This is a genomic window from Micromonospora sp. ALFpr18c (genome assembly GCF_008868155.1).
Classification (GTDB): domain Bacteria; phylum Actinomycetota; class Actinomycetes; order Mycobacteriales; family Micromonosporaceae; genus Micromonospora.
Map to the genome: position 1 here is coordinate 1 of NZ_WBKR01000193.1, position 11,760 is coordinate 11,760.

8 protein-coding genes are annotated in these 11,760 nt (G+C 74.2%); 2 read left to right on the forward strand and 6 right to left on the reverse strand.

Annotated features, from left to right (window positions below):
• Window positions 1–29 precede the first annotated feature (29 nt).
• On the reverse strand, window positions 30–428 hold the full coding sequence (locus F8271_RS25735) for an RDD family protein (RefSeq protein WP_151492407.1): 399 nt from the start codon (window positions 426–428) through the stop codon (window positions 30–32).
• A 262-nt stretch (window positions 429–690) separates the two neighbouring features.
• Between F8271_RS25735 and glnA the strand changes: the two genes are divergently transcribed.
• Window positions 691–2,115: a type I glutamate--ammonia ligase gene (gene glnA, locus F8271_RS25740; protein WP_151492408.1), complete on the forward strand. Its 1,425-nt coding sequence runs from the start codon at window positions 691–693 to the stop codon at window positions 2,113–2,115.
• Between the two features lie 193 nt (window positions 2,116–2,308).
• Here glnA and mptB (F8271_RS25745) read toward each other — a convergent pair whose 3' ends face one another.
• From mptB (F8271_RS25745) to F8271_RS25765, 5 genes are all read right to left on the reverse strand, one after another.
• Window positions 2,309–3,760 carry a polyprenol phosphomannose-dependent alpha 1,6 mannosyltransferase MptB gene (gene mptB / locus F8271_RS25745; RefSeq protein ID WP_151492413.1) on the reverse strand — a complete coding sequence of 484 codons (1,452 nt, stop codon included), beginning with the start codon at window positions 3,758–3,760 and terminating at the stop codon, window positions 2,309–2,311.
• A gap of 113 nt (window positions 3,761–3,873) precedes the next feature.
• The gene (mptB, locus tag F8271_RS25750) at window positions 3,874–5,274 is read right to left on the reverse strand and encodes a polyprenol phosphomannose-dependent alpha 1,6 mannosyltransferase MptB (protein WP_192580454.1); all 1,401 of its coding nucleotides are present in this window, start codon (window positions 5,272–5,274) and stop codon (window positions 3,874–3,876) included.
• A 47-nt stretch (window positions 5,275–5,321) separates the two neighbouring features.
• Entirely contained in the window at window positions 5,322–6,938 is a 1,617-nt protein-coding gene (locus F8271_RS25755; RefSeq protein ID WP_225854757.1) for a hypothetical protein, read from the reverse strand.
• Entirely contained in the window at window positions 6,931–9,951 is a 3,021-nt protein-coding gene (locus F8271_RS25760; protein ID WP_151492410.1) for a bifunctional [glutamine synthetase] adenylyltransferase/[glutamine synthetase]-adenylyl-L-tyrosine phosphorylase, read from the reverse strand. The genes F8271_RS25755 and F8271_RS25760 overlap by 8 nt, the downstream gene beginning before the upstream one ends.
• On the reverse strand, window positions 9,951–10,718 hold the full coding sequence (locus F8271_RS25765; RefSeq protein WP_151492411.1) for a type 1 glutamine amidotransferase: 768 nt from the start codon (window positions 10,716–10,718) through the stop codon (window positions 9,951–9,953). The genes F8271_RS25760 and F8271_RS25765 overlap by 1 nt, the downstream gene beginning before the upstream one ends.
• A gap of 112 nt (window positions 10,719–10,830) precedes the next feature.
• Between F8271_RS25765 and F8271_RS25770 the strand changes: the two genes are divergently transcribed.
• Window positions 10,831–11,760, forward strand: a 930-nt coding sequence (locus F8271_RS25770; RefSeq protein ID WP_151492412.1) for an LD-carboxypeptidase, incomplete at its 3' end; no start/stop codon positions are given.

Here is an 11,760-nt window from a genome sequence, read left to right on the forward strand (position 1 = left end):
GGCTGGGATCGGCCTTGGTGGCGGCGGACTCAGCCTCGGGGGGCGTCGACGACGACCGAGTCGGCGACCCGGTCGTGCAGACCGCGACGGTGTCCGTCCATGATCAGCGCGGGGACGACGAGGGCCAGCAGCAGGCCCCGGATCAGTCCGCGGAGCAGCCCGATCCGGCCGCCGTCGCGCCAGTTCACGCAGCGGATCTTCGTGATGTACATGCCGGGTGTCTGGGCGAACAGGCCGAGGAAGATGCCGTACTCGACGACCAGCACCAGCACCGGGGCCCAGCCGTCGCGCACCGGGTCGGCGAAGAGGTTGGACACCAGGAGGCAGAGCACCCAGTCGATGATCAGCGCCCCGAACCGCTTGCCGAGGCTCGGCGGAGTGAAGGTGGGATCGGTGGCCGGTGCTGCCGGGGCGTGCGGATTGGTCACAGCGGTCAAGGGTATCCGCGCCCTGGTGAGGCACCGCCGGGTGCCGTCACCGCTGCGCGCCGATTCGGGCCAAAGGCATCAGATGTCTTTACAATGGCACAGCCGGTACGACGTTCGCGATGGGCCGGGAGCGGGACGGGAGCGTCGCTGACGCTCCGCGAGGGACGTAACACGGCAGAAACAACGGAGACATGGCCGGGCAACCGCTTGGCCCTAGCGTCGCCAGAAGCCTAGCCACCCCGTGGACGTGCCAGGAGGATGTGTGTTCGCCAATCCCGAGGAACTGCTGCGATACCTCAAGAACGAGGACGTGAAGTTCGTCGACGTTCGTTTCTGTGACCTGCCCGGCGTGATGCAGCACTTCAATGTGCCGGTCGAGTCCGTCAACGACGACCTCTTCACCGACGGCCTCGCGTTCGACGGCTCGTCGATCCGCGGTTTCCAGGCGATCCACGAGTCGGACATGCTCCTGCTCCCGGACGTCGCCACCGCGTTCATCGACCCGTTCCGGGCGCAGAAGACGCTCGCGCTGAACTTCTTCATCCACGACCCGTTCACCCGCGAGGCCTACACCCGCGACCCGCGTAACGTCGCGAAGAAGGCCGAGGCGTACCTGGCGGCGAGCGGCATCGCCGACACCGCCTACTTCGGTGCGGAGGCGGAGTTCTACATCTTCGACTCGATCCGCCACGAGACCTCGGCGAACCAGTCGTTCTACTACATCGACTCGATCGAGGGCGCCTGGAACACCGGCCGCGAGGAGGAGGGCGGCAACCGCGGTTACAAGACCGCGTACAAGGGCGGCTACTTCCCGGTTCCGCCGGTCGACCACTATGCCGACCTGCGCGACTCGATCGTGCGCCGGCTCGTCGACACCGGCTTCACCGTGGAGCGGTCGCACCACGAGGTGGGCACCGCCGGCCAGGCCGAGATCAACTACCGTTTCTCCACCCTGCTGCACGCCGGTGACCAGCTCCAGCTCTTCAAGTACATCGTGAAGAACGAGGCCTGGGCCAACGGCAAGACCGCGACCTTCATGCCCAAGCCGCTGTTCGGCGACAACGGCTCCGGCATGCACACCCACCAGAGCCTCTGGCTCAACGGTGAGCCGCTGTTCTACGACGAGACCGGGTACGCCGGCCTGTCCGACACCGCCCGCTGGTACATCGGCGGTCTGCTGCACCACGCGCCGTCGCTGCTGGCGTTCACCAACCCGACGGTCAACTCGTACCGCCGCCTGGTGCCGGGCTTCGAGGCGCCGGTCAACCTGGTCTACTCGCAGCGCAACCGCTCCGCGTGCACCCGCATCCCGGTGACCGGCAGCAACCCGAAGGCCAAGCGCGTCGAGTTCCGCGTCCCGGACCCGTCGGCAAACGTCTACCTGGCCTTCTCGGCCATGATGATGGCCGGCCTCGACGGCATCAAGAGCAAGATCGAGCCGCCGACGCCGATCGACAAGGACCTCTACGACCTCCCGCCGGAGGAGTGGGGCGACGTCAAGCAGGTGCCGGGCTCGCTGCCGGCCGTGCTCGACTCGCTGGAGGCCGACCACGACTACCTGCTCGACGGTGGCGTCTTCACCCCCGACCTGATCTCCACCTGGGTCGACTGGAAGCGCGCCAACGAGGTCGACCCGGTGCGCCTGCGCCCGACCCCGCACGAGTTCGCCATGTACTACGACTGCTGAGCAGTCACCGATTCACCGGTCGGGCCGGCTCCGCAGTGCGGGGCCGGCCCGACCCGTCTCCGGGACCACCCGTACCCGTACCACGATCCGCACAACTTCCCTGATGTTGCTGTCTCCTACGCACGGCGAGGCAACAACATCCCTGATGTTGCGCTGATCTTCGCCGCCGAATGCGTCGTGCGGCGCGATCATGTCAGCCGGAGCGGCGGGGGGCGCGCCCGCGGCGGGACGCGCGGCGCGCGCCGACCAGGAGGGCGGCCAGGAGCACGGCGGTCATCGCCAGGGCGCCCGGGGCCTTGGTGACGCGGGCCAGGTTCGTGCCGTCGGGCAGGGTGAGGAAGGCGGCCGCCGCGACCGGCAGCACGAACCACGTCGTACGGGCGGCGGTGAGGGCGAGCAGCGCCAGCGGCCAGGTCGCGTACCAGGGGTGGAAGACCGGGGACAGGACGACGGCGGCGACCAGTGCCAGCGCCGCCCCACGCAGCGCCGCCCGAGGACGCAGCGGCACCCGGAATCCCGTCTGGCGGACGTCGTCCAGCGTCCGCCAGGTCCGCCACCAGAGCACCGCCAGCACCCCGGCGAGCAGCAGCAACGCGACCGCCCGGAGCACCGGCACCGCCTGTGCGTCCCGGCCGGCCAGCGCACCGGCGTAGTCCACCACGAAGCCGACGGCGGTGGGTGGCGACGTCCACTGCTCCGAGTCGCCACTGTGGGTGAGCCCACCGACCCAGCCGAACCCGAGGCCGGACACCGCCGAGGTGACCAGTAGCGCGGCGAGCAGCCCGCCGGCCAGCCAGCCGCCGTCGCGCAGCAGCGCCCGTCCGGCGTACCGACCGTGCACGCCGGCCAGGACGGCGAACGGCACCACCAGCACGGCGCTGGCCTTCACCGTGACGGCCAGCCCGAGCAGTGCCCCGGCCAGCAGCAACGCCGCCGGCCGGCCCGGGCGACGGACCACGATCAACAGCCCGCACAGCAGCAGGCCCACCATCACGGCGTCGTTGTGCGCGCCGGCCACCAGGTGTACGCCGACCAGCGGGCAGGCCAACAGCAGCCAGACCGCCCGCCGGGAGGGCACTCCGGCGGCTCGCGCCAGCCCGGGCAGGCAGAACGCGGCCAGCAGCAGCCCCGCCACGGCGATCACCCGCAGCGCCACGATGGTGCCGGTGAGTCCGCCACCGAGGCCGACCGCGAGCGCCGCGAGCAGGACGAAGACCGGCCCGTACGGTGCCGGGGTGTCCCGCCAGATCGGCGCGACCGTGTCCACCCACGGGCAGCCCGCCGCCGCCACCCCGACCGCGTACGGGTCGACGCCGTGCGCGTACGTCCAGCCCTGGCAGGCGTACGAGTAGACGTCCCGGCTGCCCAGCGGAGGCGCGACCAACAGCGGCAGTGCCCACAGTCCGGCGGTGACGTACGCCCACCGGGTCGACGGGGCACCTTCGCGCAGCGACCACCACGCCCCGACGAGCAGCGCGGTGCCGACCAGCCAGCAGATCAGGGTGGCCGGGCCGCCCGGGGCTCGCCAGATCGACACCGGTGTCCCGCCGAACGGGGCGTCGGGCAACGCCCCGCCGAGGTACCCGGCCACGGCGAGCAGGACCGCGCCGGCCAGGCCCGCGTACCGGGCGGAACGCCCGGCCAGGCCCGCGTAGCGGGCGGAACGCCCGGCCCGGCCCGCGTAGCGGGCGGAACGCCCGGCCAGGCCCGCGTACCGGGAGGAGGGCGCGTCGGGAGCGGTCACCGGCGCACCTTCCCTCAGTCGGCGGCGACCGGCTGGCGGGTCGCCCGAGCCGACCGTACCAACCGGATGACCACCACGATCACCAACAGCGTCATCAGCGGCGCCCCGACCGTCTTGGTGTACCGGGGCAGCCCGGTGCCGTCGGGCAGCACGAGGAAGGACGCGACCAGGGCGACCACGGTGAACCATCTGGTCCGCTGGGCGGTGGCCGCCAGCACGAACAACGGCCAGGTCCAGTACCAGGGGTGCACCACTGGGGCGAGCGCGACGGTGAGGGCGAGCGCGAGGCCGGCGTGGTAGAGCGGGTCGCGGGTGCGGGCCCGCCACCAGAGCCAGACGAGCAGGATGGCCAGGACGACCACGGCGATCCCACGGGTCACTGGCAGGGCGTCGATGTGACCGCCGAACAGCGCGGCGACGTACCCGATCGTCTGCCCGACGGCGGTCGGCGGGGAGGTCCAGGCGATGGCGGCGCCGCCCTGGGACAGCCCGCCGACCCACCCGAAGTCCAGCCCGCCGGCGACGGTCACGCCGACGACGGTGGCGGCCGCGCCGCCGACCACCCAGCCGCCGTCGCGGATCAGCGTCCGGATCCGGTACGGCCCGGCGGTGGCCGCCAGCGCGGTGAACGGCACCACCACCACGGCGGTCACCTTGATGGCCACCGCGACGCCGAGGAGCAGCCCGCCGACCAGCAGCAGTGCGCGCCGACCCGGGTACGCCGCCACCACGGCCAGCCCACCGACCAGCGCGGCGAGCATCAGCACGTCGTTGTGGGGGCCGCCGATGAGGTGCGCGGCGACCAGCGGGGAGCCCAGCGCCAGCCACACCGCCCGCTTCGGCGGCACACCGGCACGACGGGCCAGCGCCGGTAGGGCCCACGCGGTGAACAGCACCCCGACCAGCGACAGTGCCCGGAACACGACGATGCTGGCGGTCAGCGAACCGGTGGCCTTGACCACGGCGCCCGCGATGAGCACGAACAGCGGCCCGTACGGCGCGGGGGTGTCGCGCCAGATCACCGAGACCGTGTCCAGCCAGGGGCAGGGCAGCGCGGAGACGCCCTGCTCGTACGGGCTGATGCCGCCGGCGAAGCTGGCGCCCTGGCAGGCGTACGCGTACACGTCCCGGCTGCCGAACGGCGGTGCGACCAGCAACGGCAACAGCCAGAGCCCGACGGTGACCAGGGCCCAGCGCGTCGACGGCCCACCGTCGCGCAGCGCCCACCAGGCGTACGCCAGCAGGCCGGTGCCGACCGCCCAGGCGGCGAGGATCAGCGGGCCGTTCGGGCCCTGCCAGATGCTGACCGGGGTGCTGCGCAGAGGGCCGCCGGGGAACGCGCCCCCGAGGTAGGCGGAGATCGCGAGCAGCGTCGAGCCGGCCAGGCCGGTCCAGCGTGCGAGGTGGGAAGGCACGCCCGACATGCTGCCAGCACGTCGGTCCCGGGACGACGGCAGCATCATCAGCAGTGGTTCGCCGGTGCGAGCCCGCTGGAGATCGAATAGTCGCCGGCGGTGCGGACCCGCACCTCGGTCCACCCGTCCGCGCCGGCTCGCAGACAGCCGTCCGGGCCGGTCAGCGACAGCCAGCGCGACCAGCGCACCCGCACGAGCACGTCACCCGGATCGGCGCTCAGCCGGACCGCTCCCCGGTCGGCGGTGACGAGCTGCCCCGGGGCACCGACCAGCGGTGTCGGGTCGACCACGGCGTACATCCGCCAGGTCGGGTCACGCCAGACCTCCCGCAGGTAGGGCAGGCCGGTGCCGATCAGCGCGGCCTCGTCGCGGCCCCACCGGTCGGCGGGCGCGTCCGGGGCGAGCACCACGTAGGTCACCGCCTCGTGGCGGAGCCACTGCTCGTACGTCCGCGCGTTCAGGCTGCCGTCGTAGAACAGCGCGTTGCGGTCGCTGTCGACCTGGCGTTCCCAGCCCCGGGCCAGCGGCACGGTCGGCGGGAGGTACGCAGACTCCCAGTGGTCGCGCAGCGGCACCACCTCGACCCGCCCGACCGGCTGCCGTCGGTCGAGGTCCGCGACGAGCGGCCGGTGGAAAGCCGCGGCGCTCTCCGGGGCGCCGGCCCGGGTCACGTCGCTCGTCATCACCGGCGACTGCCACCACACGGTCGCGGCGAGTAGCCCGGCCAGCCACGGCCCCGGCAGCGCGGCGTACCCGGCCAGCACGGGCAGGGCGAACAGCATCGGCAGCCGCAGCGCGTTGGACCCGATTGGGCTGGGCACGTAGTACGCGCCGACCAGCAGCAGCACCGTGAGCAGCGCGCCGATGCGCAGCACCCGGCGGCGACGCGGCAGCACGACCGCCACCAGCACCGCGAGCGCGACGTTGATCCGCATCGACTCGGCCGAGTACGGCTGGGTGCCACCGTTGCCGAAGAGGACCGCGATCGGGGCCACCGTGGCGGCGGGCGCCACGGCCAGCACGAACCCCTCCGCCAGTGGTCGCTCGATCCGCCAGCCGCCGGGCAGCGGACGGCCCGGCCCGGCACCGGTTCGCAGGGCGGACAGCAGCAACGCCGCGCCGGCCAGCCCGGTGAACAGGCCGGCGACCGGGCTGGCCGCCGTGGCCAGGGCGGCGCAGCCGGCCGCGAGGGTCAGCCGGACCCAGCGTGGCGGGCGGTCCGCGCTGACCGCGCAGAGCGCCAGCAGCCCGAACGCCAACCCCACCGCGAAGGTGATCCGGCCGCTCGCCAGGTTGCCGACCAGCACCACGGCGCCCAGCACGCCGGCCAGCAGCGGCCGACGGGCCCGGTTGCGGGTGAACAGCCAACCGAGCGCGGCAGCGCCGAGCACGGCGGCGACCGCCCCCAACGGACGCACCCCGATGAGCGCGCCCAACCGGGCCGTGAACAGGCTGTAGCCGTACTGGTCGACGCCGCTGTACCAGCCGAAGTCGATCGGCGCGGCGCCGTACCGCTGGGCGAACTCGGCGCGGGCCACCTGCGCGGCGAGGTCGGTGCCCATCGGCGGCGCGAGCAGGAACGCGACGGCGAGCACCACGGCCACCCCGCTCGCCGCCGCCCAGGCGGTGCGCTGCCCGGCCGGGCGCGCCGACGCGTCAGGCATTGAGGACACGTTCCGCCGCGGCTCGGGAGCGGCGCCCGGTGCGCAGGTACTCGTCGAGGAACTCACCCGGGTCGTCGCGGCCGAGCAGCCGGACCACCCCGGCCAGCTCCACCCCGTGCCGGGGCAGCTGGTCGCCGGCCCGGCCCCGGACCAGCATCAGCGCGTTGCGGACCTGCGCGGCCAAGGACCACCCGGCGGCCATCTCCGCGGCGTCCGCCGGGTCGATCAGGCCGGCGTCGGCGGCGGCCGTGAGGGCGTCGAGGGTACGCGTGCCACGCAGCGCCGGGTTCGCGCCGGCGTGCCGGAGCTGGACGAGCTGCACCGCCCACTCCACGTCGGCGAGCCCGCCCCGGCCCAGCTTGGTGTGGGTGGCCGGGTCGGCGCCCCGGGGCAGCCGCTCGGTCTCCACCCGGGCCTTGATCCGGCGGATCTCGACGACCTGCTCACGGGTCAACCCGTCGGCCGGATACCGCACCGGGTCGATCATCGCCTCGAACTCGGCGCCCAGCTCGGCGTCGCCGCACACGAACCGGGCGCGCAGCAGCGCCTGCGCCTCCCACACCCGGGACCAGCGGGCGTAGTACGTCGCGTAGGCGGCGAGGCTGCGGACCAGCGGACCCTGGCGGCCCTCCGGTCGCAGGTCGGCGTCGACGCCGAGCGGCGGGTCGGGGGCGGGTACGCCGAGCAGGCGGCGCAACTCCTCGGCGATGGCGTGCGCGGCGGCGCTGGCCGCGCTCTCGCTGCTGCCGGCGGGCGGGTCGTAGACGAAGAGCACGTCGGCGTCGGAGAGGTAGTTCGACTCGTACCCGCCGAGCCGGCCCATGCCGATGACGGCGAACCGCAGCCCCTCCGGGGCCGGTTGGCTGGCCCGGGCGGCGCGCAGCGCGGCGGCCAGGGTGGCGTCGGTGACGTCGGCGAGCGCCGTCCCCACGCCGGTGACGTCGGCCAGCCCGGGGGCGGGCCGCTTCGTGCCGTCCGGTCGGGTCGGCGTGGGTGCGAGCGCGCCGGCGCGGCAGAGCAGGTCGGCACACGCCACCCGGACCAGTTCCCGCCGCCGCAGCGCCCGCACCGCGCGGGTCGCCTCGACCGGGTCGGTGTGCCGGGCCGCCGCCGCCAGGAATCCCTCCCGCAGCACCTCGCGCGACCGCGGCGCCAGCTCGTTCTCCTCGGCCAGCAGCCGCAGCGCCTCCGGGTCGCGGGCGAGCAGGTCGGCGACGTAGCGGGACAGGGCGAGCACGCGGGCCAGCCGGCGGGCGACCGGGCCGCCGTCGCGCAGCAGCCGCAGATACCAGGGTGTGCTGCCGAGCTTGTCGGAGACCTTGCGGTAGTTGAGCAGCCCCCGGTCCGGTTCCGGCGCGTCGGCGAACTCGCTGAGCAGCACCGGCAGCAGGGTCCGCTGGATCGCCGCGGTGCGGCTCACCCCGCCGGTGAGCGCCTGGAGGTGCCGCAGCGCCCCGGCCGGGTCGGCGAACCCGAGGATCTCCAGGCGGTGCCGGGCCGCCTCCGGGGTGAGTCGCAGCCCGTCGGCCGGCACCCGGGCCACCGACTCCAGCAGCGGCCGGTAGAGCAGTTTGGCGTGCAGCCGACGTACCTCGGCGGCGTGGGTGACCCACTCGGCGCGGAAGCTCTCCACGGCGCTGCGCCCCGGCGTGGCGGTGTAGCCCAGCGCGGCGGCCAGCCAGCGCAACGCGGCCGGCTCGGTGGGCACGGTGTGCGTACGCCGCAGGGCCTGCAACTGGAGGCGGTGCTCGACGCTGCGCAGGAAGCGGTAGCCGCGCAGCAGCGCCTCACCGTCGGCGCGGCCGACGTAACCGCCGGCGACCAGGGCGCGCAGCGCCGGGAGGGTGCCGGGCGCCCGCAGTGTCTCGTCGCCGCGACCGTGCACGAGTTGCAGCAGCTGCACGGCAAACTCGATGTCGCGCAGCCCACCGGGGCCGCGCTTGATCTCGCGTTCCAGCTCCTTCGGCGGGATGTGGTCGATGATCCGGCGGCGCATCGCGCGGACATCCTCGACCGCCTCGGGCCGCTCGGCCGCCCGCCACACCAGCGGGGCGAGCTGGTCGATCCACTCCTGGGCCAGCGGCAGGTCACCGGCGGCCGGGCGGGCCTTGAGCAGCGCCTGGAACTCCCAGGTGCGCGCCCACCGCCGGTAGTAGGCGAGGTGGCTGGCGAGGGTGCGGACCAGCGGGCCCCGGTTGCCCTCCGGCCGCAGGGCCGCGTCCACGGGCCAGGCGACGAGGCCACAGATCTGGATCAGCCGGGTCGCCACCAGGGTCGCGGCGGCCAGGTCGGCGTCCTCGGCCGCCACGAAGATGACGTCCACGTCGGAGACGTAGTTGAGCTCACCGCCGCCGCACTTGCCCATCGCCACCACCGCCAGCCGGGGGCGCTCGATGCCCTCGGCCAGCTCGTCCACGGCGATCTCGAAGGCCGCGCCCAGCGTCGCGTCGGCCAGCGCCGACAGCGCGGCCATAGTCTGCTCCAGGCCGCGCCCGCCGGTGAGGTCCGCCGCCGCGATCCGCAGCAGTGCCAGACGGTACGCGGTCCGCAGCACCGCCACCGGGTTGCCGTCGCCGACGAGTTCCAGTCGCCCCTCGGCGGTCGGCGCGAGCCCGTCCGGTGCGGTGCGCAGCGTCTTGTAGTGCTCGGGATGGGCCACCAGGTGGTCGCCGAGCGCCGACGAGGCGCCGAGCACCGCGATCACCCGCCGCCGCAGGCCGGGATCGACGTGCAGGTCCGCGAGCAGCGGCGACGCGGCGTTTCCCCCGCTCGTGCGGCGTTCGGCCTCGACGATGCGGTGCAGTTGGCGCAACGCCAGGTCCGGGTCGGCGGCCCGGGACAGCGCCGCGAGCAGCTCCCCCGCCGCCTCGTCGACCGGCTCCTGCTCGTCGGGTCGCCACAACCGCAGCCCGTCCGGGCCGAGCAGGTCGGCGGCACGCGCACCGCCGTCGCCGTCGGCGGTGCCGAAGCCGTAGCGGGCGAGCCGCCCCGGTGCCCTGGTCGGCCGGCTCATCAGTGCCCGAGCAGCGGCAGGCCACGCCGCGTCGTGCTGTCGTCCAGCTCGCCGAGCGCGAGCGCGGCGAACCGGGCGGCGAACGGCTGCCAGACCTCCTCGACGTCCACCATCACCGAGTCGCAGGCCGCGATCACCAGCTCCGGGTCGTACCCCAGCTCGGCGAGCTGGGTCGAGTCGGTGGCCCAGTCGGCGATCATGGCGGTGTCGCACTCGATGTGGAACTGCAGCCCCCAGGCCCGGTCACCGAGGCGGAACGCCTGGTGCGGGTAGCGGGTGGAGGCGGCCAGCAGGGTCGCGCCCCGGGGCAGTTCGGTGATCTCGTCGGAGTGCCACTGGAGCACGTCCGGGATCAGCGGCACGTACCGGAACAGCGGGTCGTTCTCGGCGGCGTCGCGCCGGCCGACCACGCCGGGGCCGATCTCCGGCCCGGACGGGCTCCGCTCGACCAACCCCGCGTGCGCGGTGGCGAGCAGCTGCGCGCCCAGGCAGACGGCCAGGGTGGGCACCCGGTAGCGGACCGCCTTGCGCAGCAGGCCCTCCACGGCGGGAAACCAGGGCGCGCCGGGCGAGCCGTCCGGCAGCGGGTACGCCTGCTGGTCGCCGCCGAGCACCACCAGCGCCGCGTACCCCTCCAGGTCGGCGGGGAGCTCGTCGCCGGCGTGCGGGCGGACGACCCACAGCTTCAGCCCGGCCTCGGTCAGCCACTCACCCAGTCGGCGCGCGTCGTCCGTCGGGTCGTTCTCGATCACCAGCGCGGTTGCCACCCGTCGAGGCTAGCCGGTGCATGATGTGCCGCCACGCCCCGCCACGGGCCGCGTCGCCGTCCGCCGCCCGTGGGCGGTTCCGCCGTCGGCGGGGTCGTTAGGCTCTGCGGTTGTGATCAGCGAGGACTCGGCCGTCGTCCGCCCGCCCGTGCTGCGCCCGGGTGACACGGTGCTGCTGGTGTCACCGTCCGGGCCGACCACTCCGGAGCGGGTGGCGCGGGGGATGGAACTGCTCACCGGTTGGGGTCTGCGGCCGGTGCCGGCGCCGAGCGCGTACGCCCGGCACGGCTACCTGGCCGGCACGGACGACCTGCGCGCCGCCGACCTGAACGCGGCCTTCGCCGACCCGGAGATCCGCGGGGTGATCTGCACCCGGGGCGGCTACGGCGCGCAACGGATCGTCGACGCCATCGACATGGCGGCTGTCCGCCGCGACCCGAAGGTGGTGGCCGGCTTCTCCGACATCACCGCCCTGCAGTTCGCGCTGTGGCGGGGCGCCCGGCTGGCCGGCGTCCACGGCCCGGGGGCGGCCTGGCGCGACGAGCGCACCCCGCTGCGGTCCGCCGAGTCACTGCACGCCGCGCTGATGACCACCGAGGCGGTGTCGGTCACCGCCGTGCCGGCCGAGGACACCTACGCGGTACGCGTACCGGGTCGGGCCACCGGCACCCTGCTCGGCGGCAACCTGTGCATGATCACCGCGTCGATCGGCACACCGGACCTGCCCGACCTGACCGGGGCGGTGCTGTTGATCGAGGACGTGCAGGAGCCCCCGTACAAGGTCGACCGGATGCTCACCCAGCTGCGCCGGGCCGGCGCGCTGGACGGGCTGGCCGGCGTGGCGGTCGGGCAGTTCACCGACTGCGCCGACGGCTGGGACACCACGGTCGTCGATGTCCTCAGCGAACAGCTCGGTGACCTGGGCGTACCGGTCCTCGGTGGCCTCCCGATCGGCCACGGCGCCGGCCAGCTAACGGTCCCGGTAGGCACCACAGCAACCCTGAACACCGACACCGAAACCCTCACAGTCACCCCCGCCGTC